The organism is Candidatus Krumholzibacteriia bacterium (assembly GCA_035268685.1).
Classification (GTDB): domain Bacteria; phylum Krumholzibacteriota; class Krumholzibacteriia; order JAJRXK01; family JAJRXK01; genus JAJRXK01.
Genome location: DATFKK010000050.1, coordinates 13,870 through 37,790, shown reverse-complemented (window position 1 = coordinate 37,790; position 23,921 = coordinate 13,870). Strand labels below are relative to the sequence as shown.

The 23,921-nt window shown below is 69.2% G+C and carries 19 protein-coding genes; 8 read left to right on the top strand and 11 right to left on the bottom strand.

Annotation, left to right across the window (positions count from 1 at the left end; all coding sequences use genetic code 11):
• Nucleotides 1-29: 29 nt before the first annotated feature.
• The gene (locus VKA86_05605) at nucleotides 30-1,742 is read right to left on the bottom strand and encodes a glycosyltransferase family 39 protein (GenBank protein HKK70674.1); all 1,713 of its coding nucleotides are present in this window, start codon (nucleotides 1,740-1,742) and stop codon (nucleotides 30-32) included.
• On the bottom strand, nucleotides 1,739-2,539 hold the full coding sequence (locus VKA86_05600; GenBank protein ID HKK70673.1) for an inositol monophosphatase family protein: 801 nt from the start codon (nucleotides 2,537-2,539) through the stop codon (nucleotides 1,739-1,741). The genes VKA86_05605 and VKA86_05600 overlap by 4 nt, the downstream gene beginning before the upstream one ends.
• 214 nt (nucleotides 2,540-2,753) lie before the next feature.
• Here VKA86_05600 and VKA86_05595 point away from each other — a divergent pair, with 214 nt between their 5' ends.
• The 4 genes from VKA86_05595 to VKA86_05580 are packed head-to-tail and all read left to right on the top strand — an operon-like array spanning nucleotide 2,754 to nucleotide 7,970.
• Nucleotides 2,754-5,300: a SpoIIE family protein phosphatase gene (locus tag VKA86_05595; protein ID HKK70672.1), complete on the top strand. Its 2,547-nt coding sequence runs from the start codon at nucleotides 2,754-2,756 to the stop codon at nucleotides 5,298-5,300.
• A gap of 55 nt (nucleotides 5,301-5,355) precedes the next feature.
• The gene (locus VKA86_05590) at nucleotides 5,356-6,861 is read left to right on the top strand and encodes a tetratricopeptide repeat protein (protein HKK70671.1); all 1,506 of its coding nucleotides are present in this window, start codon (nucleotides 5,356-5,358) and stop codon (nucleotides 6,859-6,861) included.
• A gap of 2 nt (nucleotides 6,862-6,863) precedes the next feature.
• Nucleotides 6,864-7,490: an arylformamidase gene (kynB, locus tag VKA86_05585; protein ID HKK70670.1), complete on the top strand. Its 627-nt coding sequence runs from the start codon at nucleotides 6,864-6,866 to the stop codon at nucleotides 7,488-7,490.
• 60 nt (nucleotides 7,491-7,550) lie between these two features.
• Nucleotides 7,551-7,970, top strand: a complete 420-nt coding sequence (locus VKA86_05580; protein ID HKK70669.1) for an FHA domain-containing protein — start codon at nucleotides 7,551-7,553, stop codon at nucleotides 7,968-7,970.
• An 86-nt stretch (nucleotides 7,971-8,056) separates the two neighbouring features.
• Here the strand turns inward: VKA86_05580 and VKA86_05575 are convergent, their stop codons facing one another.
• Together VKA86_05575 and VKA86_05570 are read right to left on the bottom strand one after the other, a co-directional pair.
• A complete protein-coding gene (locus VKA86_05575; GenBank protein ID HKK70668.1) occupies nucleotides 8,057-9,127 on the bottom strand; it encodes a hypothetical protein in 1,071 nt (356 codons plus the stop codon).
• 167 nt (nucleotides 9,128-9,294) lie between these two features.
• Nucleotides 9,295-9,807 (bottom strand): LOG family protein, encoded by a 513-nt coding sequence (locus tag VKA86_05570; GenBank protein ID HKK70667.1) that lies wholly within the window; start codon nucleotides 9,805-9,807, stop codon nucleotides 9,295-9,297.
• Nucleotides 9,808-10,002: 195 nt separating this feature from the next.
• Between VKA86_05570 and VKA86_05565 the strand changes: the two genes are divergently transcribed.
• Together VKA86_05565 and VKA86_05560 are read left to right on the top strand one after the other, a co-directional pair.
• Nucleotides 10,003-10,911 (top strand): rhomboid family intramembrane serine protease, encoded by a 909-nt coding sequence (locus VKA86_05565; GenBank protein HKK70666.1) that lies wholly within the window; start codon nucleotides 10,003-10,005, stop codon nucleotides 10,909-10,911.
• On the top strand, nucleotides 10,889-11,512 hold the full coding sequence (locus VKA86_05560; GenBank protein ID HKK70665.1) for a M48 family metallopeptidase: 624 nt from the start codon (nucleotides 10,889-10,891) through the stop codon (nucleotides 11,510-11,512). Before VKA86_05565 ends, VKA86_05560 begins: the two co-directional genes overlap by 23 nt.
• Nucleotides 11,513-11,516: 4 nt before the next feature.
• Here the strand turns inward: VKA86_05560 and VKA86_05555 are convergent, their stop codons facing one another.
• Together VKA86_05555 and VKA86_05550 are read right to left on the bottom strand one after the other, a co-directional pair.
• Complete coding sequence (locus tag VKA86_05555; protein HKK70664.1) at nucleotides 11,517-14,516, bottom strand: Rne/Rng family ribonuclease; 3,000 nt, start codon at nucleotides 14,514-14,516, stop codon at nucleotides 11,517-11,519.
• 20 nt (nucleotides 14,517-14,536) lie between these two features.
• Nucleotides 14,537-16,801, bottom strand: coding sequence for a TIGR03936 family radical SAM-associated protein (locus tag VKA86_05550; GenBank protein HKK70663.1), 2,265 nt, complete (start codon nucleotides 16,799-16,801; stop codon nucleotides 14,537-14,539).
• Nucleotides 16,802-17,264: 463 nt separating this feature from the next.
• Here VKA86_05550 and VKA86_05545 point away from each other — a divergent pair, with 463 nt between their 5' ends.
• Nucleotides 17,265-17,759 carry a DinB family protein gene (locus tag VKA86_05545; GenBank protein ID HKK70662.1) on the top strand — a complete coding sequence of 165 codons (495 nt, stop codon included), beginning with the start codon at nucleotides 17,265-17,267 and terminating at the stop codon, nucleotides 17,757-17,759.
• Between the two features lie 40 nt (nucleotides 17,760-17,799).
• Complete coding sequence (locus VKA86_05540) at nucleotides 17,800-18,684, top strand: DMT family transporter (protein ID HKK70661.1); 885 nt, start codon at nucleotides 17,800-17,802, stop codon at nucleotides 18,682-18,684.
• A gap of 208 nt (nucleotides 18,685-18,892) precedes the next feature.
• Here the strand turns inward: VKA86_05540 and VKA86_05535 are convergent, their stop codons facing one another.
• The 5 genes from VKA86_05535 to VKA86_05515 all read right to left on the bottom strand — a co-directional run bounded on the left by VKA86_05535 (nucleotide 18,893) and on the right by VKA86_05515 (nucleotide 23,920).
• Entirely contained in the window at nucleotides 18,893-19,633 is a 741-nt protein-coding gene (locus VKA86_05535) for a hypothetical protein (GenBank protein HKK70660.1), read from the bottom strand.
• A 119-nt stretch (nucleotides 19,634-19,752) separates the two neighbouring features.
• Complete coding sequence (locus tag VKA86_05530; protein ID HKK70659.1) at nucleotides 19,753-21,291, bottom strand: ATP-binding protein; 1,539 nt, start codon at nucleotides 21,289-21,291, stop codon at nucleotides 19,753-19,755.
• A gap of 153 nt (nucleotides 21,292-21,444) precedes the next feature.
• The gene (locus VKA86_05525) at nucleotides 21,445-22,014 is read right to left on the bottom strand and encodes a DUF3501 family protein (protein HKK70658.1); all 570 of its coding nucleotides are present in this window, start codon (nucleotides 22,012-22,014) and stop codon (nucleotides 21,445-21,447) included.
• Nucleotides 22,014-23,375, bottom strand: a complete 1,362-nt coding sequence (locus VKA86_05520; GenBank protein HKK70657.1) for a heterodisulfide reductase-related iron-sulfur binding cluster — start codon at nucleotides 23,373-23,375, stop codon at nucleotides 22,014-22,016. The genes VKA86_05525 and VKA86_05520 overlap by 1 nt, the downstream gene beginning before the upstream one ends.
• A 125-nt stretch (nucleotides 23,376-23,500) precedes the next feature.
• Entirely contained in the window at nucleotides 23,501-23,920 is a 420-nt protein-coding gene (locus VKA86_05515; GenBank protein HKK70656.1) for a rubrerythrin family protein, read from the bottom strand.
• Nucleotide 23,921: the final 1 nt, after the last annotated feature.

Genomic DNA, 23,921 nt, shown 5'->3' with positions numbered 1-23,921 from the left:
CTACCCGGGCGAACGGGCCCGGGGCAAGCTCACGGCCCGCGACGCAGTGCACCGAGCTTCTGCCGCACCCGCGGATGGCCGGGCGCCAGCCCCAGCGCGGCCTCGTACTGCCGGGCGGCCTCGTCCAGCCGCCCGCGTCGACGTTCGATGTCGCCGGCCAGCTCGTGGCAGTACGTCAGCTCCTCGACCGGTGGCCGGCCCGTCCCGCGCGCTTCGGCGTAGAGGGCCTCCATGGCCGTCGCCAGCGCGCGCAGAGCCTCCTGGTGGCGTCCGAGCCGGTCGAGGGCCGTGGCCCGGTTGATCTCGACCCGCTTCGCGCCCGGAGCATCGCGCCGTACCGCGTCGAACTCGCGCAGGGCCTCCTCCCATCGGCTCTGCTGCAAGAGCATCGAGCCCACGTTGACGTGCAGGGCCGATTCGTCGCGCGGAACCGACGGCAGCGCCAGCAATCCGGCCGCCGCCCCCGTGGCGAGGACCCCTGCGATCACCGTCTGCCGGCGACCCTCGCGCCACGCATCGAACGCCCGCACCACCACCGCTGCCGCCAGGACGGTGGCTGCCGCCATCATGGGGATCCGGAAGCGCTCGAACACGAAGAACGGGATCAACGAGATCCAACTGGCCAGCAGGAACACCACCAGCGGCCAGCCTCGCCGCCACGGTCGCAGGAACACCAGGCCCGCCAGCGCCAGCGGGAAGATCAACCACGGACGCACCAGCGGATTGTGCAGGGCAGTGATCCAGCGTCCGGCGATCGGTAGCGAGTGGACGTCGTTGCCCTCCCACGCGCCCCACAGGAGCACGGCCTTCTTCACCGTGAGCACGAAGGCATCGGCGGGCTCGCGTGCCCACCAGTCGAGCCCCTGACGCCACCAGAAGCGCGACACCCCGGCCGCGTCGAGCGCGAGCGGGGACTGCTCACGCGCGAGCCGCACGGCGTCGTCCTCCTCGACCATCGCGTCGCTGCGTCCGGGCCGAAGCGGGAGGTAGCTGCCGTCGGCCCTTTCGTGGTTGCCGATGTAGAAGTTCGGACCGCCGCTGTAGGCGATCACCACCAGCCCGCCGCCGCGCGCATGGTTCTGCGCGGTGGGCACGGCGACCACCGCGAGGATCGCGACCAGACCGACGAGCGGAGCGGCGCCTCCGGCCGGTGCGAGGCGGATCCCACGACGGGCCGCCAACAGAGCCCCGACGACGAGAGCCAGACCCACCACCAGCATCTCGCCTCGAACCGTGGCCGCCGCCCCGAGCAGCAGACCGGCGACCCCCCAGGCGAGCCGCCCGGCGCCCTCGCGCGCCACCAGCCAGAGGGCGAGCAGCGCCAGGAACACCGTCAGCGTCGGCTTCAGGATCAGGATCTCGTGCAGCAACACCGTGGGCGCCACTGCCCACAGCAGTCCCGCGACCACTCCGACACGCGTGTCGAAGAAGCGACGGGCCAGAGCAAAGACCAGCACCGCGTTCAGGACACCGAGCGCGAGCTGGACCGACTTCACGGCCGGCAGCTGGGCTCCCATCGCGACCAACGCCGCCAGGAACCAGGCGTAGCCCGGGGTCATGTAGTAGGCACCGTGCGGCGGATCCTGGCCCAGGACCACGCGCTCGCTCATCTGCATGTAGGCGATCTCGTCGACGATCGGAACCGTCCAGAAAGGGGCGTCCCCGGCATCGAGGACCACCCACACCCGCACGAGCACCGCGGCGAGCGCCACGGCCAGGAGTGCGATGCGGGCCCGGCTCACGACCCGCCTCCCTCCGACGGGCGGACCAGCTCGAGGGCGGCCGCGTGTACGTGGCCGTTGCTCACCACGAGTTCGTTGGCCCCTTCGCGGAAGGGAGCGCCCCGTCCGTCGGTGACGGCCCCCCCGGCTTCCTCCACCAGCAGCATCCCGGCGGCCACGTCGTACAGGTTCTGCGGCCGGTGCTTGCTGGCCAGCAGCAGGTCGAGACGGCCGTCGGCGACGAAGGCCAGCTCCAGGGCGACGCTCCCCAGACGCCGGACCTTCGAGATCGACGAGAACACCCGCTGGAGGATCTCCGCGTCGCGCACGAAGCGGCCCTGCCGCGACGACTGGAAGCTGGCGATGGCCTCGCGAAGGGTGCTCCGGTCGCTGACGACGAGGCGCTCGTCGCCCCTCCAGGCCCCCTCGCCGCGCGCCGCCACGTACAGATCCCCGCGCAACGGGTCGACCACTGCCCCCGCCTCGATGACCCCGTCGTGCACCACGGCCACGGCCACGCTGAACACCGGTAACCCCAGGGCGTAGTTGAGCGTCCCATCCACGGGGTCGACGTGCCACTCGAACGCGGCCCCCTCCGGACCACTGCGGCCGTGTTCCTCGCCCACGATGGCGTGATCGGGGAATTCGGAGTGAATCCGGGCGGCGAGGAAGGACTCGATCTCGGCGTCGACGTGGGTCACGGCCTCGCGCCCGACCTTGTAGCGGAGCGGTCCGGTACGGCCGTAGGCCTCGACGACACGGGCGCCGACCGGTTCGAGCAGTGAGACGAGGCGGGAGCGCCAGTCGGAATCCGACACCGGGACGTTCCTCCGGAGGGTGGCACGGAATGTCCAGGCTAGCGCCCCATCGGCAGCCGGGCAACAGGACCGGCCCCGGATACGTAGGGATCACCCGACGTGGAACAGTTCCCTTTCCATCCCCCGGACCCATCGCGATAATGGGTCGGACCCTGGCGGAGGACCGGCCCACCCGCGCGGCCGTCGCGCCGCAGAGGGGCGGAGTCCGACCGCAGTGCGCACCGGGACCATGACGAAACCGACCACGACCCGCAACCTGCTCGTCGCGTGGGGTGTCTTCACGCTGCTCGTGGCCTCGTTCAGCGCCTACGACGCCACGCGATCGAGACCGACCGACGGAGCGCTCTGGCGACTCGGTGGCGAGCAGATCCGCGTGATGGACGTGGTGGACGACGGCCCTGCCCACCGCGCCGGGCTCCGAGCGGGCGACGTGATCGAAGGCATCGACCGGCAGGCGATCCGCGATCCGCGGCACGCCTCGGGCCTGCTGCAGAGCCGGGACGTGGGCGAGGTGGTGCCCTATCTGGTGCGCCGGGGGGGCGAGGTCCTCACGGCCGACATCGAACTCGGCAGCACGCGCATCACCGACGTGACCACCTATCTGGTGTACTGCGGGCTGGGGCTGATCTACCTGCTCGCCGGCGCCTACGTCTTCTGGCGCAACCCCGTGCTCGTGCAGGCCCGGCTGTTCTACCTGCTGTGTACGTTGTTCCTGGTGTACTTCTTCTCGGCCAGCGACCGCAGTAGCATCTACTACTGGTCCGACACCTTCGTGCAGAACGCGGGCACCTTCGCGAGCCTCATGGTGCCACCGCTGTTCCTGCACTTCTTCTTGGTCTTCCCGAAACGACGCACCGTCCTCGACCGCAATCGATGGGTCGCTCCCGCGCTCTACCTGGTCCCGGTGCTGTACTACCTGTCGTTCACCTACGATCAGTTCTTCGAGCGACAGATGGCCTCGATCGGGCCGGTCGAACAGATGACCCTGGGCTTCTACTTCACGGCAGGCCTGGCGAGCCTGGTGTCGATCTACCTGTCGAGCCAGGACTCGGCGCTGCGCCAGCGGGTGAAGTTCCTGACCCTCGGAACCGTTCTGGGAACACTTCCCTTCCTGGTGTTCAACATCGCCCTGGGCAAGCTCCTGGGTCGCGAGGACCTGGCCCTGCTCGGCGCGATCCCCATGGTGCTGGTCCCGGTGAGTTTCGGGTACACGATCGCACGCTACCGGCTGATGGACATCGAGGTGTTCATCCGCCGGTCGCTGATCTACGCGGTGCTCACCGGGCTGGTGGTCGGCGCCTACTTCGTGCTGGTGGTGCTCGTCGGCAACGTCGTGCTCGACCTGAGCGGCCAGAACAGTCAGCTGGTCGCGATCATCGCCACGCTGCTGATCGCGGCCGCCTTCGCCCCCGCCCGCGAGCGGATCCAGGGTTTCCTCGAACGGCGGTTCTTTCGTGAGAAGCACGACCTGCAGCAGGCGCTGCAGGACCTGGCCAAGGCGATCCCGCACACGCTCGAGACCTCGACCCTGGTCACGCTGGTGCGTGCGCGCGTGGGCGGTCTGCTCCACCCCACTCGTTTCGAGTTCCTGGAGTGCCCCGACGGGGCGCTGATCCACGACGAGTCCGACGAGACCGTGGCCCTGCCCCGCATGACGCGACTCGTGCGACGACGAGGCGCGACGGTGACACCCGAAGTGGTGGCCGGCGAGCTCGCCCGCCTCCAGCGCGGGGCCGACCCCGAGCGGCAGCGCCAACGCGAGGACCTCGAGCGCGAGGTCGAGCACCTCCGCGAGACCGGTCTCGAGATCCTGGTGCCGGCCTTTGCCGGAGAACGCCTGGTCGGAGGGCTCGCCCTGGGACCGAAGCGCAGCGAGGTCGCCTACGACGGCGCCGAACTCGAGGTGCTGCAGATCGTGGCCGGACAGATGGGCGTGCAGGTCGAGAACACGCGCCTGTACCGAGAGGCGATCGAGCGCCAGCGCCTCGAAGAGGAGCTCGAGGTCGCGCGGTCGATCCAGCAGCGTCTGCTGCCGGCCACCGTGCCCGAACTCACCGGCTTCGATCTGTCGGCCCTGAACCACGCGTCGGCCCAGGTCAGCGGCGACTACTTCGACTTCCTGACCGCCGGCGATCAGTGCGGGCTCGTGATCGCCGACGTCTCGGGCAAGGGGCTGCCGGCCTCGCTGCTCGCCAGCAACCTGCAGGCCTCGATCCGCGCGCTGGTGCGCCACGCCTCGGGGCCGGGTTCGATCTTCGGGGCGGTGAACACCTCGCTGTACGAGAGCACCGACCCCGAGCGATTCGCCACCGCCTTCATGGCCACGCTCGACCCCGAGGGCGGGCGTCTGACCTACAGCAACGCTGGGCACAATCCACCCCTGTTGCGTCGCGCCGACGGTCGGATCCATTGGCTCGACGTCGGCGCCACCCCGCTCGGAGCCTTTCCAGACATGGTCTACGACGAGGCCACCGTCGACCTCGAGCCCGGCGACACCCTGGTGCTGTTCACCGATGGCATCACCGAGGCGGCCGATGCGACCGGGGAATTCTTCGGCGAAGAGGGCCTGCAACGGGTGGTCGAGCAGTGCCACGGGCAGGACTCGGGAACCATCGTCGACTGCATCCGGAGCGCCGTCGACGACTACGCCGACGGCGCGGCCGCCGACGACATGACCCTGATCGTGGTCCGTCGTCTGGGTGACGGAATCGGTCGGGAACCCGCCGACGAGCGAATACACGCCGAGGCAACCAGAACGTGAAGAGACTCGTAGACGACCGGAGCGGAGCGACCACGAACTCCGCAGGAGGATTCGCATGACACGAGGCCTGATCATCGTGGCCGGAACGATCGCCCTGATCGCCGCCGGCGTCTGGGGCGCGAGCACGTGGCTCGGCGACGCTCCCCGTGAGGTCACGACCACCTCCGAAGTCGCCTACGAGTCCTACCAGGAGGGCGAGGGATACGTCGAACGCTACGCCCTCGAGCCCGCGGCCGCGGCCTTCGAAGCCGCCGTCGAGGCCGACTCGACCTTCGCCATGGCGCACCTGCAGCTCTCCGGAGTGCTGTGGCAACTCGGGCGACGCGACGACGCCCAGCGGCACCTCGAGCGCGCGGTCGACCTGAGCGCGGGGGTGTCGGAGATCGAGCGTATGTGGATCGAACGCACGCACGCCCGCTACACCGATCGGCCGGAGCGGGTTCGTGAGATCACCGCGGAGCTGGCCGAGACCCACCCCGAACACCCGTGGGTGCTCCGGCTGCTCGGCGAGCAGGCCCGGCAGCGGGGCGAGTACCGGAAGGCCCTGACCGCCTTCGAACGCGCCCTGGAGCTCGATCCCGAGGCCGTCGACATCCACAACAAGAAGGGCTACATCTACCTCGGCATGGGCGAGTACGAGAAGGCCGTCCAGAGTTTCCAGCGCTACGCCTTCTACGCCCCCGACCAGGCCAACCCGCACGACAGCCTGGGCGAGGCCTTCTTCTACACCGGGCAGTTCGAGGAGGCGACCCGGGAGTTCCTGCGGGCCCTCGACATCGATCCGGGCTTCGTGTGGGCGGGCGTGCACCTGGCCGACGTCCTGAGTGTGACCGGACAGGTGGAACGTGCGCACCGGGTGCTCGACGAGCTCGAACCGGTGTTCGAAGAGCGCGGTTGGAGCGACTGGATGGCGCAGCAGCGCATGATGATCGACCTGCGCGCGGATCGATGGGAAGCGGTCCTGACCCGAGCGAAGGCGCGCATCGCACGTGCCGATTCCGCCAAGGGTCGAGCGGACGAGTTCCTGCTGTTCGCGAAGTTCATGCGAACGATGGCGTTCCTGGAGCTGGGTCGGCTGGACGAGGCACGCGAATCGATCGAGCCCCTGGCCGCGACCTCGACGGAACTCCACGACGCGATCGGCGACTCTCCCCGCTACGCGGAATCCGAACGCCTGCACGAAGCCCTGGTCCGCGCCCGTCTCGGACGCGCCGAGGGCGAGCCCGCGCGAGGGATCGATGCACTGTCCACCGCGATCGAGGAGGCCGAGTCGATCGGCCCCCACGAGCTGACCTTCTTCCGCTACGAGCTGGCGCGGTGCCAACTCGCGGACGAACGACCCGAGGAAGCCGCCGCGACCGTGGACGCCGCGCTGAGCGAGATCCCGACGCTGCCGCGCATGAACCTACTGGCCGCGCGGATCGCGGCGGACCTCGGCCGGCGCGACGAAGCCCTGGCGCACCTGCGCACGCACCTCGAAGTGATGCGCTACGCCGACGAGGGGCACCCGCACGTGGTGCAGGCGCAGCGCATGCTGCAACGGCTGGTTCCGAGGAGCTGAGCGTGGATCGCGGACGTCTCATCGACATCAGCCAGCCCGTGGACCCGTCGATCGGCACCTTTCCGGGCGATACCCCCTTCTCGTGGGAATTCACCTGGAGCCTCGCCGCCGGGGACTCGTGCAACGTGTCGCGCGTGGTGACGAGTCCACACAACGGCACCCACGCCGACGCCCCCCTGCACTTCGAGGACGGAGCCACGGGGATCGGAGACGTCGAGCTCGACCGCTACGTCGGACCGTGCTGGGTCGTCGACGGCCCCCGCGAAGGGCTGCTGCAGCCGGAACACCTTCGAAGCATCGACGTCGACACCTATCCGCGGCTGCTCGTACGCACACGCGACGACGCCCGTACCGGCTTCCCCGACGAGTTCGTGGCGCTCGATCCTTCGGCCGCCCGTTGGCTCGTGGACCACGAGATCCGGCTGATCGGTCTGGACACGCCTTCGATCGACCCCGTCGACAGTCGCGAGCTCCCGTCGCACCACACGCTCCTGCCGGCGCGAACGGCGATCCTCGAGAACCTGCAGCTCGCCCACGTCGAGCCCGGACCCTACGAGTTGATCGCCCTGCCGCTACGATGGCAGGGGCTCGACGCGTCGCCCGTGCGCGCGGTCCTGCGCACGCTCTGAACGACGGCATCGTTCCTGCAGTTCGATCGACGGGCTCTCCTCGTTGAGGAAGGACTCGTCATGAACCGGTCCCGATCGACGCGATCCACTCCCGTCGAGGCAGCGCAGTCCGCCACGTCCGACGATCTGTCGGTCTTCCTGGCGCGGTACCACGCGGCCCTGGTCATCCTCAGCGGTCCCCATCGGGGCACCGAGATCCCCCTGGATCGTCCGCGCATCGTGATCGGGCGCGGAACGGAGGCCGACCTGGTCCTGGCCGACGCCACCGTGTCGCGGACCCACGCCGTCATCGGCTTCCGCGCCGGGCACTTCCACGTGGAGGACCTCGACTCGGCGAACGGCACGAAGGTCGGGTGCGACGCAATCGGCGTGCGCGAACTCGAGCACGGCGACCACGTGCGCGTGGGTGCAGTCGAGTTGCAGCTGATCGTCGAGGAGCGCGAAGCCCCACCACCCACCCACGTGCTCGACGTGGACTGAGTCGAGCGGAGCAGGACGGAGAAAGCGCCCACGGCGAACCGTGAGCGCGTCCCTGTCGTCGGTGGCTGCGCGCGGTCGTGACCGCCTCAGACCTCGTCGAAGAACCACTCCTGCAGCGCCTGGATCCGCTGCTCGTAGTCGTCGGGATAGAGCGCCCAGACGCTGGCCGCGATCGAGCTGAGGATGGAATTGCCGTCCTGCGGCGTGAAGCAGTAGCCGACGACCTCGGTGCCGTCCTCGGTCAGGGCGAGGGTGTCGGGAGGAATCACCGTCTGGTTCAGGATCCGCCCGAAGTAACCGTGGTCGCGCCCGAAGCTGAACACGCTGTTCGCCGTCTTCTTGTACGTGACGGCGACCCGGTCGTTCTCGTGGATCCGCTCGAGCAGAGCGTCCATGGTGGTCTTCTTCTTCAGCCGAAGGTGGAACTGGATGATGTGCATGTACTGCGTGTTGAGCTTCAACGCACTCGAGAACAGGTCGAGCTCCAGGCCCAGCGTCTTGAACAGGTGGTAGGCATCGCGCGCGTGGTGCGTCCCGAATTCGGGATCCTTGTGCTTGCCGACCTCGGGACTCGGGAGGAATCCGGTGTCCTGACTGAGATCGTTCGAGCGGCGGATGCAGACGAAGCGGCCGTGATCGAGATTGTCCTTGCCGTCGCCCAGGGCCAGAGTCTCGATCAACACCGAGATGTTGTGCGTGTTGCAACTGACCACCTGGACGAACTTGTCCTCGCCGTGGATCAGGGCGCGGTCGTTGATCCCTCGGGCGTACATCTTGCCGAATCCGAACTCACTGCCCTGCGCGATGAACAGATCGGTGTTGGCCGCGAAGTCGTTGTACAGCTCTTCCTTCATCTTGTTGCCGGCGGGCGTGCAGTCGATCACCACGCTGGCTTCTTCGAGCGCGGCCTCGGTGGCCATGACCGGAGTGCCGACCTCGAGGTCCTCGAAGGCATCCATGCGGTCGGCGTCGGTCACGAGCTTGGCGCCCTTGCGGATCAGATCGCGCACCTTCGAGCGGTCGGTCAGCAGCGGCGTGCGCTTGTGGAACAGGACCTCGTCGATCCCCAGTTCCTTGCCGTAGGCACTGAGCAGACCGATCAGGGGTTCGCCGATGGTCCCGGTGCCGATCACCAGGACTTTCTTCTCGCGGCTCATGGACCGTTCCTCCGGTTGTGTTCAGAAAACGACTGGGGACATCCTCGCGGGATCCGGACGGGCGATGTCCACGAGGATAGCACACCCCTACAGGGGGTTCCGACGCAGGATCGGAGTCTAGCGCGATCGCGCCCGACAGCCAGGGCTCACGGTCGATCTCTCCCCGTTCAGCGCACTCCGGCGTCGAGGGCCGGGGCCAGATCGGCCGCATCGCGCAGCCAGTGCACGTGTTCGGCGTGCGCGGGATCGACCTCGTCGACGGCGAGGATCGCTTCGAACACGGGCCGCCACGGATCCTCGAAGAGGAACAAGGGGCCGGGAGCCTGGCGGATCGTCAGCAGGACCCAGGCGGTCACCCACTCCGAGAGGGTGCCGAGCCCTCCGGGGAGCGCGACGAAGCCATGGGCCTGACGGACGAGCGTGGCCAGGCGCGCCAGGTAGTCGGGCTCGGTCCACTGGGCGGTGAGATGACGGCTGGGGTCACGCCGGGGGAAGATCGGGGTGGTGACCCCGATGGCAGCACCGCCCGCCTCGGTCGCGCCGCGGCTGACCGCGTCCATGACGCCGTCGTAACCGCCGGACAGGACGGTGATCCCGCGCTCGGCGAGGATCCGGCCCACGGTCTCCGCGGACCGGGCGGCGGGGGACTCGGCTCCGACCCGCGAACTCCCGAAACACACGAAACGTCGCTCTCGGCGGGTGGTTGGTGACAAGAATCGACTCCCAGGTTGAGGGCGCGGCCCGCTTTGCCGATTATCATGGAGGACCGGCCGAGGGAACTGCGTCCACGCCGGAGCGGAAGAGTCTACTCGCCGCGCGGTCCGACGTCAGCAACACGGCCCCGACGATCCGACCGCGCCCCTGGAGTCCGACCCATGCGTGTCCCACCCGGAGGAGGACCCTACCGCCGTCCCGGAGGCTTCGGCCGTCCCGGAGGCTTCGGCCGTCCCGGCGGCTTCGGCGGTGGTGGCGGCTTCGGTGGCGGCGGTGTCCGCTTCGGACCCGGCGTCCCCCTCCCGCCGGTCGTCAAGCAGCTGCTGATCATCAACGTGGCCGTGTTCGTGATCGAGTGGCTGCCCGGCGTCGAGAGCGCCGAACTGAATCGGATCTTCGGACTGGTCCCCGCCGACGTCTTCGCCAGCGGCCGGGTGTGGCAGCTGGTCACGTACATGTTCCTCCACGGCGGACTGTTCCACATCCTGTTCAACATGCTGATCCTGTGGATGTTCGGCTCGTCGGTCGAGGCGCGTTGGGGCAGCCGGGACTTCCTCACCTACTACATGATGTGCGGGGTGGGCGGCGCGCTGCTGAGCTGGATCACCGGTCCGAGTTCGCAGGTGGCCACCATCGGCGCCAGCGGTGCGGTGCTGGGCGTGCTCGTGGCCTACACGCTGATGTATCCCGACCGCCAGGTGCTGATCTACTTCCTGTTCCCGATCAAGATGAAGTACCTGATCTGGGTGCTCGTGGCGATCGACCTCCTCGGTGCGTTCAGCGGGTCGCAGGGCGGCACGGCGCACTTCGCCCATCTGGGCGGCATGGCCACCGGCTTCCTCTTCCTGAAGCAGGACTGGAGACTGGGGTCCCTCGGCCGCAAGGTGCGCGCATCGCGTGCGCGGCGCACCATGCGGAAGCAGACCGAGCGTCAGGAGCGCGCGCAGCAGTCGGCCAAGGCGAATCAGGAGGAGATCGACCGGATCCTCGAGAAGATCTCCGCACATGGAATGGACAGCCTCACCCAGGAAGAGCTGAAGACGCTCCGTGAAGCATCACGCCATCACTGATCCCTTCCCGGACACCGTCGAGATCCGCCGTGGGCGCCGGCGCACCGTCGAGGTGGCGCTCGAGAACGGACGGTTCGTGGCGCGCGTGCCCCGGAGCGCAGGCGGCCCCGAGCTCGACGCACTGATCGACCGGCTGCGCACGCAGGTGTGGCAGCGGCTGCAGCGGGAGTCGGTGTTCGACGACCACGGTCTGTGCGAGCGTTCGCTGGAGGTCTGCCGTGCGTGGTTCCCGAGAATCGAGCTCCCACCCTTCCGGGTGCGGTTCAGCCGACGGCAGCACAAGCGGTGGGGAAGCTGCACGTACGACGGCCGCACGGGTCGGATCCGGATCAGCGCGCACCTGATGGGTCACCCCGTGTGGCTGATCGACGCCGTCCTGCACCACGAGATCGCGCACCTGCTCGTGCCCGATCACGGTCCGCACTTCCAGGAGCTGGTCCGCAGGAACCCCGACCACGACCGGGCCCAGGGATACCTCGAGGCGCTGGAGCATTCCGACCGGCTGGGAGAGGTCGCCCCCGTGCGGCTGCGCGCGAGGCTGGACGACCGGTCCGACGACCGGCCGCCCCAGCGCGGATTGTTCGAGGCGACCCCCGACTGAGCGATCAGCGCTTCTTCTGGTCGAGCGTCTTGCCGGTCCCGATCATGCGGGTCGGCGTGCCGACCGCTCGCGTGCGACGCCGGCGGCGGCGTCGCCGGGACCTCGGGTCGTCCTCACCCTCGGCCTGGGACTCACCCTCGGCCTGGGACTCGCTCTCGCCCCGGGACTCGCCCTCGGGCTCGCTCTCGGGTTCGGCCTCCGGTTCCGGCTCCTGCGACTGCGGCGCCTCGGCCGACGCGGGTGCGGGCTTCGGCTCCTCGCGCTCCGGGGCGCGAGAGCTCTCGTCCTCTTCACGACGCTCCGGACTCTCCGACGGCGGGGCCGGAGCGCTGTCCTCGGCGGTGCTCCCGGCCGGTTCCGTGGAGGGCTCGGTCTCGGGCACGGGGCGCAAGTAACTCTCGCGCGTGTCGATCGTACCCTCGGTATCCGTCGGGGCGGATTCGGTCTCGTCGAAGCTCTCGCGCGAACGATCCCGGCCTCGCCGCGACCGCCGTTCACGGGATGGGCGTTCCTCACGCGGAGCACGATCCTCGCGCCGCGGACGTTCTTCGCGCCGCGGGCGCTCCTCGCTCCGCGGGCGTTCCTCGCGGGGCGGATGCTCCGTGCGCGGGCTCTCGGAAGTCTCCTTGGACGTCTCGTCGGCCGCGGCCTCGGGCCGGCGGCTGCGTGACCGTCGGCGCCGTCGGGTGGTCCGGCGTTCGGAGCGGGGCCCGTCTTCGGACGGCTTCACGTCTGCACCTGCCTCCGCGGCCTCGGCGGGGCGGGTCTCTCCGCGCTCCGCGGGCCGGGTCTCTCCGCGCTCCGCGGGACGCGTCTCTCCACGCTCCGCGGGACGCGTCTCTCCACGCTCGGCGGGGCGGGTCTCTCCGCGCTCGGCCGGAACCGCGTCTTCGCCCTTCGCGGCCCGCCTCTCGACGCCTTCCTCCGCAGGCGACTCGGGGGCACTCCCGCTCGCCGTAATCTCCTCACCGCGGCCTCCACGGCGACGCCCCCGGCCTCCGCGGCGCCCGCGGCGGCGGCGACGCTTCGGACGCTCACCCTCCTGCTGCGATTGTCCCTCGCCCCCGGCGGGGGTGGCAGTGGCCTCGGCCTGCTCCCCGGCCGCGGCTTCCGTGTCACGGGTGGCCCTCGCCGGAGTCTCGGCCTTGGTCTCCGCGTCGGGTCGGCGGCGCCGGCGACGGCGACGCTCGCCGTTCTCGCGGCTCGCCGGCCGTTCACGGGACTCTTCGCGTCCGTCTCCGCGGCGCTCGGGCTCGCCCGCTCCGGATTCCGGGCGGCGGCGGCGGCCACGGCGGCTCTCGCGCCCCTCGCGGCTCTCGCGCCCTTCACGGCTCTCGCGCCCCTCGCGGCTCTCGGCCGCGGCCGGTTCTTCTTCACGATCGCGGCCGCGGCGGCGGCGCCCCCCACGCTCGCGCTCCGGCTCCGCGCGGTCACGGCGCGGCTCGCCGCCGCCTCCCCGCTGATCGGACTTCTCGATCTCGGCCACGAGATCCTTGCGCCGCTGCAGCGACACGATCTGGAACTCCTCGCGGTGCAGGCGGGCGTCGTCGACCACGTCGATCTGGATCCCGGTCGACCGCTCGATCTGCTGGACGGTGTTCGCGCGCTCGGACATGAGCTGCAGCGCCAGCGTCGGGTTGGCGCGGACCTGCACCGCCTTCTCGTTGCGCGTGGCGCCCAGCTTGGTGAGCAGGCGCTCGACCTTGTTCGCCAGGGTGTCGACCGACAACACCTGCCCCGAGCCGTTGCAGTAGGGACAGTTGTCGCTCAGACGATCCTTGAGCGATTCCTGCACGCGCTGGCGGCTCATCTCGATCAGACCGAGTTCGCTCACCGCGAAGGTCTTCGTGCGGCTGCGGTCGCGCTTGAGGTGCTGGCGCAGCTCGGCCAGGACCTTGCGCTTGTCGTCCTCGCTGTCCATGTCGATGAAGTCGAGGACGATGATCCCGCCGACGTCGCGCAGACGGAGCTGACGCGCGATCTCCTTGGCTGCGAGCATGTTCGTCTTGAAGATGGTCTCGGCCTGGTTCTTCTTGCCGATGAACCGGCCGGTGTTGACGTCGATCGCGACCAGGGCCTCGGTCTGTTCGATCACGAGGAAGCCCCCGCGCTTCATCCAGACCTTCTTGTCGAGGCTCTTCTTCAGCTCGGCCTCGATGCCGAACTTGTCGAAGACCGGAAGATCGCCCTGGTACAAATGGATGCGGTCGCGCAGGTCGGGCGAGAAGGTCTTCACGTACTGCATCAGCCGCTGGTGGTCTTCCTTGCTGTCGACCACCACCGAGTCGACGTCGTCCTTGAAGATGTCCCGGATCAGGCTGACGATCAGGCCGACGTCCTCGTGGACCACGGCCGGAGCCTTGGAGTCGTGCGCGCGGTGCTGGATCTCCTTCCAGAGGTCGCGCAGGTACTGCATGTCCCGCTCGATCATCTTGGCGTCCTGATCGATCGCGGCCGTGCGGATGATGAACGCACCCGCTTCGTCCTCGGGCTTGAGGTCCGACAGGATGCCCTTGAGTCGGCCGCGTTCCTTGCGGTCCTCGATCTTGCGGCTCACGCCCACGTGGTCGCCCTTGGGCATGAGCACCATGAAGCGACCCGGCAGGCTGATGTCGGCGGTCAGACGCGGACCCTTGGTGCCGATGACCTCCTTGGTCACCTGTACCAGGATCTCGTCGCCCTCCTTGAGCATGGTCTCGATGGGACGGAGGCCCTCACGGCGGCGTCCCCGTCCCCGACCGCGGCCGCGGCCGCGGTCGTCGTCGTCGACGGGGTCGTCGTGGACCAGGTCGGAGACGTGGAGGAAGCCCCCCTTCTCCATGCCGATGTCGACGAAGGCGGCCTGCAGACCGGGACGGACGGCGGTGACCACACCCTTGTACACGTTGCCGACCGCTCGCTTGTGGTCGGCGCGCTCCATCATGAACTCGACGACGTCTCTGTCCTCGAGGAGCGCGACGCGGACTTCGTTGGGACTGGAGTTGATGACGATCTCTTTGTGCATGACGGCTGTCTCGACCTCGTTCAAGCGCAGAGCTTCGCCTTCGCGCGGAGTCTCCGTTCGACTCCGACGGCCTGCTCGATCGGCGTGACGAGTCGTTCACGACCCGCGTCGTTCTCGATCGTCAGCAGGCGAAGGCGCTGCAGGGGAATGCATCGGACGTCGACCGCGGCTTCCTCCAGACCACGACGCAACACGTCGTGCGGGCGGCAGCGGGATCCGGAGCCCCGGACGTCGAGCGTGAACGCAAGGCGTTGCTCGGCGTCGGGGTCGCCCGAGATCCGGACGTCACGGAGCTGATTGATCGCGTCGTCGGGATCGTCCGTGCAGGACTCACCCGCACGGATCCGACGACTCCAGGCCTCGAGCCGCGCGCGACTGCTCGCGCGGGCCGGCTCGTCCTTCCACACGGACGGAGCGAGGCGTGCCTCGTATTCGGTCAACGCCACGCGGGAGAGCGCCACGCCGTTCCCGTGGGTGGGAACGAAGAGCATGCGGTGCAACTGCAGGTCGTCCGGCAGGTGGGGGCGCAGGCGCTCCAGAAGATCGGGAACACGGTGGACCAGACCCAGGTCGACGACCTCGGCCAGCCCCTCGATCCCCGTGGGCAACGAAGGGCCGAAGCTGAGCTTCGGGCGGGGTTGGGCCACCCCGGAGGTGGCCAGGGGAACTTCCGCGCGCGCACAGGCGCGCAGGAAGAGCTCGGTGACCTCGCCGGCACCGAGGAACCGCAGCCGGCCGCGCTTGGCGAACTCGACACGGTGATCGAACTGTCGCGGGACCAACGCCTGCCAGCGCGTCCAGCGATCGGCGCGGCTCTTCTTGCCGCTCCGACGCGAACGACGACGGCGCGATCGGGACGACGGCCCGGTCTGGTCCGCGGCCGGCGCGTCGACGACCGGGGGCCGGAAGCCGGTGGGAGCACAGACCCCCGTGGGTTCGGCGGGCGCGGCGTCGTGGAAGACCTCGGCACCGAGGAGTGGCGGCCCGTCGGCGAGCGCGTCGCGCCAGGTCGCGGGGTCCACGGCGGCGTCACTGTCGGCCCGTCGACCACCCAGCCGGTGGACGCGCTCGAGAACCGGCGCCGCCGCCGATCCGGCGCGACGCAACAGGCTCTCGATGGCAGCCAGGGCCGCAGGCGCCGTCTCGACGCTCATGCGCTTGGTCGGTAGCTGATCCCGGAGCCGATCGAGCGTCGCCGCGGCGACCGCGGGCGCGATGGCCGGACCATCGTCGGGTACGAAGCATCCCACCCGCACCCGGACCTGGCGCGCACCCCGGGGTGCGATGGCCGCGACGTCCTGGACCAGCCGGGCGATCGAGGCTCGGTCGGTCTCGGCCTCGCCGGGCAGGCCGAGCACGAAGTCCAGCTGCACCGCGCCTCCGTCTTCGGCGAAGGCCTCGGCAACGGCGGTGGCCAGGGCTTCGGCGTCGATCAGACCGTGACGCTCCCGCAGGGCCGCGGAGCCACTGCCCACGAAGATTCGCTCGGTGAAGGAGTCCGCGCGCCCTGGAAGCCGGTTTCGCGGCGGCCGGTCCAGCGAAGCGACCCCGTCGACCACGAGCCACGACGACGATTCGTCCCGACGCGGGCCCCGCGAGGTGAGGAGTACTTCGTCACCGGTTCGGTCGAGGGGTGGACCGTCCGGTGCCGAACGCACCGTCACGATCTGCGCGTCCGCTTCCGGCCTGGCCTCGAGGCACCCGGAGAGCGCTCCCTCGCGGAACAGGAACTCGACGGCCAGGACGGCGTCGGCCAGGACGGCCGCGACCTCGGGAACCCGCTCGGCCCCCGGCCCGCTGAGGATCACTCGCGGCACACTCCCGCGCCGCAGCGCGCGGGGTTCGACCCCGGCACCGACGAACACGCTCAACAGACCGAGCAGCTGCAAGGGGCTGTCGAGCCAGACGAGCCAAACGGGCACGTCGGCCAGCGGTTGCAGGCTCGGGCGCGCGAACCACGGGATCTCGTGATGCGCCAATGCGCGCTCGACGTCGGGCGCGGGAGCACATGCGAGTCCGATTCGGATTTCGGGCGGGAGAAGTGCGGATTCGAAGAGCGGCCGCAAGGCCTCGGGCAAATCGGGTCCCTCGGCGAGGGACGGCCAGATCCACGCGATATCGGGCGCGCCGTCCGCGGACCGGAAGTCCCCTTCGAAGGGGCCCAGCAGCCGGCTCGGGCGCTCAAGACGGGGAAGGATCTCCCGGTCGAGCAGCTCCGCCAGGCGCTCCGCGCGGACCGCGACGGCTCCCTCTCCGCTGACCACCCCGCGGTGGTCCTCGATCACGAGCGGGACCGGTCCAGGTCTACGAGTGTCTCGACTACGGATCGGCAGCAGCGCTCACGGCGCGCTCGGCGATCCACGGCAGGAGGTGTGACCGAGCAGACGGCGAGCGCGCGATCCGACGCACGGCAGGCGGCACGCGGTCCGATTCCGCACCCGGACGAGGCCTCGTGCCTCCAGGCCGGGGTTGCGCCCGCGGGAAACCCGCCGGGGGCTGCGGCGCAACGGAATCGATGGAGCGGCCACACGGCTCCCTCGCGGCAAACCATAGACCCGACAGCGGGTTTCGGCCAGCGTGGGTTCGAGTCCCGGACGCAGATGCGGCCTTCGGGCCCCGTGCGGCTTCCGGACTGGCGACCCGGGCCGGGATCGGTCATCGTCGACGACTCCGCCGGGGCACTGCGCACGCCATCCCCGGCCGTCCGGCCCCGCCGGAAACCAGCCGGCTCTTGCAAAAGGATTCACCATGTCGCCGACCGACGCCCTCGTCGCCGAGCTCGACCAGGAATTCGCCTCGACCCGCAGTGTCCTGCAGGCCGTCCCCGCCGATCGACTGTCGTACCGTCCTCACGACAAGAGTTTCCCTCTGGGCGACCTGTGTCTGCACGTGGCGAACACCGTGGGCTGGGGAGCGACGACCCTCCAGACCGAGGAGCTCGACACCGCGACCTTCGTGATGCCCCAGAGCCCGAAGACGCCCGACGACTTCCTCTCGCTGTTCGAAGAAAACACGAAAGCGTTCCGCGAAGCCCTGTCGACGAGCAGCCCGGAAGCCCTGATGGTCCCCTGGACGCTGCGGACCGGTGACCAGGCCCACTTCACCCTTCCACGGGCCGCGGTGCTGCGGACTTTCGTTCTCAACCACCTCTACCACCACCGCGGACAGCTCACCGTGTACCTGCGACTGATCGACGTCCCGGTGCCAGGCGTGTACGGGCCCTCGGCCGACGACGCCGCGTGATCCGACCGGCCGGATTCCCCCTCCACCCGCTCGAGGTCCGATGAACCGATTGCTCGGCTCCGGCCCCCTGCTCATGGTGCTGGCCTCACTGGCCTTCACCACGATGGTGGCCTGCGCCCGCTTCGCCCGGCAGGAGATGGCCGGGGTCGAGCTCGTCTTCTGGAGAGCGGTGATCTCCCTGCCGCTCCTGGTGCTCGCCGCACGCGGCGTGCACCTGGCGATCGGCCCGGGACGCGGCGCCCTGCTCCTGCGCTCCGCCCTCGGCTTCTGCGCCATGACCTGTTTCTACGTGGCCGCGCTCGAGGTCGACCTGCTCACGCTGTCACTCGTCATGCGTCTGCAGCCGATCCTGGTGACCCTGGCCGCTCCCGTGGTCCTCGACAGTACCGAGTACGCCGGACGCGGTGCGATCGTGGCGGCGCTCTTCGGCTTCGCCGGGAGTGCCCTGCTCGCTGCCCCGAAGCTGCAGGCCGGCTCGTGGATGATCCTCTTCGCCCTGGGCGCCCCCGTCTTCTCGGCCGGCGCGCACCTCGCTCTACGCCGCGTGGCCCCGCACAACAGCGGAACGGCGATCGTCACCTGGTTCCATCTGATCATGATCCCGCTCGCGCTGGGCGGGACCGCCCTGGGTCACGGGGGAGCTCCGACCCTGCCCACCGCGGCGATCCTGTGGCCGGTGCTCGGCGTTGGCCTCTTCGCGACCGTCGGCCAACTGCTCATGACCCGGGCCTACCGCGTGGAACGCGCGTCGCTCGTGGCGTCGGCGTCGTATGCGGGCGTCCTGTTCGCGCTGGTGTACGACCTGCTGCTCTTCGGCGAGCATCCGACCTGGTGGGCCCTTCCCGGCGGCGCCATGGTGATCGGCTCCAGTCTGTGGCTCGTGATCCGCGCGCAGCGGAAGCGCGCGATCGGAATGCCGAACTGACCCACCGACGGCTGCCGATTCCGAGCAGGAAGACACGCACCCGTCCTCGACGATCGATCGAGGAAATGACGTGAGCCGGGGAACACTCCGGGACGGGGGTCCCCCGGCGAAGACATACCGGTGCGCTGCGACTTCGGGCACCGCGACCGCAACCGCGACCGGCGAGCGCATGGCTGCCGGGCCACACGGCGGCGGCGAGCGGTTCGTCTCAGCGCGCCATGCGTGGCGGCTCGTCGAACTGCATGACCATGCGCTTGTCTCCGACCCGGATCGTGGCCGTGAGCGGGAACTCCGCGTCCTCGGTCTTCCAGTAGGCCCAGTAGGGCGCATGGCGGTCGGGCGAAACGGTCACCACGGCGGGCAGCGTGACGGTCCGCTGCACGAGCCTGAGATCGGTGTCCCAGGCCGAGGCCGATCCGGACGTCACGGGTGTGGGTTCGGCGACACCGAGTCCGGTGTCGCCCTTGCCCTGAATGCCGGCGGCACCACCCCCGTCCGTGCGCTGTTCGGCGCTGATGATCTCGTAGGCGGCAATGGTCGCCTGCTCGGCCCGCAATCCGTGATCGATTCCGTCCGCCCAGTCCAGCAGTGGAGTGAGCGGCACGCCGTCACGATCGTACAGCTTGATCTGCCCGCGATCGATCGCGAGCGGAGTCTCTCCGTGATTGTGAAGGACGAGATCGAGCGTGTACACGCTCTCGCAGCGGTACAGCGAGGCGGCGGCAGTCATGCTGGCGTCTCCGGCGACGACGGCGTTGATCAGGCGGTCGTGCTTCGGCCGCTTGGCGGCCGGGAGCTCGTCGACCTTCACCGCGTAGCGCGTCGTCATCCCGTCCAGGTAGACGATGCGGCCATCGTCCTGTCGGGTGTCGACGTCCACGGGAGCCGTGGTCGCACAGGCGGCCAGCACGGGCAGCAGCACGACGTGAGTGGGGAAACGTCGAGCCATGTCCGGCCTCCTTGTCTCGGCGGCCGGGGCGGCGAGGCCCACGGCCGCTCCTGGTGCGATCGTACAACGATCGAACGTGGCCGTGGGGTGCGGTTTTGTGCGATCGGCCGGAAAGGGCCTCAGACTGCCGGAGCGGCGGGTTCGGCGGCCTTCTCCGGCGCGGCAACACCTTCGGCGACGCCGAACTCGACCTCGAACCAGAACTCCGAGCCCTGCCCGGGCTCGCTGTCGACACCGATCGCGCCGTTCATCAGCTGGACGAGCTGTCGGCAGATCGACAGCCCGAGGCCGGTCCCGCCGTGGCGGCGGGTGGTCGAGCTGTCCGCCTGGACGAAGGCGTCGAACAGCGACGCACAGCGTTCGGGGGGGATCCCGACCCCCGTGTCGCGCACGACGAAGCGCAGACGAACTCCGTCGTCGCTCCGCGCGCACGGCTCGAGCGTGACCGTCACCCCGCCGCGCTCGGTGAACTTCACGGCGTTGTTCACCAGATTGGTGATCACCTGCCGCAGACGCGTGGGATCGCCCCGGACCACCGTCGGTACGTCGGGGGCGATCTCCTCGGTCAGTTCCAGTCCCTTGCCCCGAGCCGCGAACTCCAGCACCCGCGTGACCGTGCGCACCTGCTCGGCCGGATCGAAGTCCAGGGACTCGAGGTCGAGCCGGCCTGCCTCGATCTTGGAGAAGTCGAGAATGTCGTCGATGACCCTGAGGAGGATCTCGGCGCTCTTCACCGCGACCTCGGCGTAGTCGCGTTGGTCGGCATCGAGTTCGGTCTGCAACAACAGCTCGGTCATCCCGACCACGCCGTTCACGGGCGTGCGGATCTCGTGGCTCATGTTCGCCAGGAAGTCGCTCTTGGCGCGGTTGGCACACTCGGCGACATCGCGGGCCGCCTCGGCGTCGTTCTTGGCCTCGATCAGCGCGGCCCGTGCGTCGGTCAGTTCACGCACCCGCTCGGCCAGTTCGCGCTCCTGCTGCTTCTGCTTCGAGATGTCGACGAAGGCCTCGAGCAGTACGTCCTCGCCCTGCCACACGAAGGGGATCACCGTCTTGAGGATCGGGACCCTCGAGCCGTCGGCCCCGAGCGCCACCCGCTCGGAGTGATCCACCTCGTGTCCGAGGTCCACCACCGGACACTCGTCCTCCTGGGCCGGACACACCATCTGGTGGCAGCGCCGGTCGACGAGTTCGCCCTCGGTGCGCCCCACGATCGCCTGCGCGGTGCGGTTGATCCGGCGCACGCGGCGGTCGGTCCCGACGATCATGATGCCGAAGGGGACCGATTCGACGAGTCCCTCGGTCGAGCGAGCCACCTGCGCGAGATGAGCGGCCGTGCGCTCGTGCTCCCGCATCGAGCGGCGGACGACGCGATGGACGACGACGACGGCCAGGAGGCCGATCGCCCAGAGGCCCACGTGCCAGGCGAGCAGGGAATCCCGTGCCTCGCGACCCGCATCGGGCATCGAGGGCGGGAGCGCGGCCCCGGAGGCATGGCTGGCCCCGTCGTGCATCTCCTCGGCGTGACACACGGCGAGCCGCTGCACGGTGCGATCGTGCTGGTCGAGGTTCCACAGCAACGAGGTCCCGATCGCGAGGGACCACGCCAGGACGGGGAACCAGAGGTGGTATCGGAAGCGGGCGCGCGGGAACGACATGAGCTCTCCGGGGACGACACAGGCGGGAGCCGTACCACTCACGAGCGGTGCCCGGAAGATCGGCAGATCGGCGCTCCGACTTGAACCCCGGAAACGCGGAACCGCGCCCGGAGCCTCCGGACGCGGTCGCGGATCACGGAATCGGGGCGCCGCTCAGGCGACGGCCCCGTCCTTCAGGTCCTCCTCGATCGCCTTGCGCTGCTCGTCGGTCAGCTCGACCCGGACCTCGAGCGCGGGAAGGTCGCTCCCCAGGGCCACGGGCACCTCACCGCCGGTGTCGAAGGTCATGTACTGCACGCTCGACACGCGGGTCTCGCCCACCTGCCGTTCGTCGTACTTCGGACGGACCCTGGTCCCGTCCTCGAGCTCGGCGTAGAGGTGCCTGGGCAGGTCGAGCCACTCGACCAGTTTCACCGCGCGCTCCTCGGGCGTCTCGACCTCGATCAGCAACACGCAACCGATCTCGTCGGGGCGGCCGAGCAGTTCGTTGTAGGTGTCGATCTCGTGCTGGATCGCCTCTTCCTTCACGATCTCCTCGGCGCGCATCATCTCCTGGATCTGGTAGCGTACCGTGTCGGTGTTCTCGAACAGGAAGGTCAGGTGCTCACCGACGTGCACACGGCGGGGCTCCTTCGTCTTCATGATCTTCTCGCGCTCGGTGTCGCGGCGCTCGATCCAGGTCTGGTAGTCGACGATGTCCTTGCGGTCGACCTTGCGGGCCATCAGTCCGTCTCCTCGGCCGGGGTCTCGATCTTCGTGGGGAATCCGTCCTCGCGGTAGGCGGCCGCGAGAATGCTCATGGGGTGCATGGGCTTGCGTCCGGCGTGCTGCTGGAACTGCAGCGCGGCCAGCGGGCAGTCGGTGCTCCACACCTCGGCCTTCTCGGCGCTCTTCACGCCGTCGAAGGCGCGCTTCCCGACGCGTTGGCTCGGTTCGAAGCCCTCGACGCTCATGGCGTAGGTGCCGTCGTGGCCGCAGCACTCCATGGTGGTGTGCGGCTTGGTGCCGGGGATCTTGCGCAGCAGGTCACGACCCTTGAATCCGATGCCCTGCGCGCGCAGGTGACACGGCGCGTGGTAGGCCACCTGTTCGCCCGGCGTGCTCTTGAAGTCGGTGTCGAAGCGCTCTTCCTTGCGGATGCCCCACAGGAACTCGCTGGGATCCATGACGGCTTCGGCGAGCTTCTTCCCACGCTCGCGGTCGGCGCCCTCGAGCAGTTCGGGGTACTCGCGGCGCATCATCATGGAACACGTCGGGTTGATCGCCAGGATCTTCGCGCCCTGCTCGACGTAGGGCATCAGCACGTCGAGGTTGTTCGCGGCCTGCTTGCGCACGCTCTCGAGGTCGCCCTTCTCCCACGCCGGCATGCCGCAGCACTGCAGACCCCTGGCGCAGCGCAGATCGACCTGGTTGCGATCGAAGACCTCGCAGGTGTCCTTGCCCACGTGCGGCTCGTTGTTCTGCACGTAGCAGGTCTGGAACAGGACGGCCTCTCCACCCACGTCGAAGTTCCGTCCGCTCTTCTCGGCCCACTGCTCGAAGGTGACCGGTGCGAAGTCGGGCAGGAGCTTGTCGCGGTGGATGCCCAGGGCCTTCTCCATGAACACGCGGTGGATCTTCACGCGGTTCATGGTGTTGGCCAGTCCTCCGCTCGCGCGCGCGGCGGCGGCGCTCCGGTCGGGCTGGCTGAGCACTTTGTCGCGCAGGGGAATCCCGTGCTCCTTCGCGCGCTGCGCCTTGTAGCGGTGCACCAGCTTCGGGAAGTCGAGCTGGTACTCGTGACCGTCACGCACCGTGTAGGGACACTGCACCTCGCACAACTTGCACTGGAAGCAGTCGTCCATGATCTGCTGGGTGTCCCGCGCGTTCACCTGCCGGACGTCGCCGTCGTAGTGCTCGTCGAGCAGATCGAACAACCGCGGGAAACTGTCGCAGAACTTGAAGCACATGCGACAGCCGTGACAGATCTCGAAGGTGCGGGTGATCTCGGCCTGCAGACCGTCGGGATCCCAGTACTTCGGGTCGCTGGGGTCGTAGGTGAGGCCTTCGGTGGGCGAATAGCTGATGGGCTTGTCGGAACTCACGAAGCAGAACCTCGCCGTCGGCGCGTGCGCTCAGGGGGAACGAGATCCGGTTGTGGTGGGAAGACGGTGTGTCGGGGTGGGTGCGCACGGTGCTCACGCCCCGCCCCGACACGACCGAACCGGAACTAGCCGATGCCGTCGAGCATCTGCTGGAAGCGACCGGCGTGGCTCTTCTCGGCCTTGGCCAGCGTCTCGAACCAATCGGCGATCTCGGCGAAGCCCTCGTCGCGCGCGGTCTTGGCCATGCCCGGGTACATGTCGGTGTACTCGTGTGTCTCGCCGGCGATGGCGCTCTTGAGGTTGTCCTCGGTGTCGCCGATCGGCTGATCCGTCGCGGGGTCACCCACGTTCTTCAGGTAGTCGAGGTGTCCGTGCGCGTGGCCGGTCTCGCCCTCGGCGGTCTCGCGGAAGTTGCCGGCGACCTCGGGATATCCCTCGACGTCGGCCATCTTCGCCATCCACAGGTAACGACGGTTCGCCTGCGACTCTCCCGCGAAGGCTTCCTTCAGGTTCATGTGGGTCTTGCTGCCCTTCAGCTCGGCCATG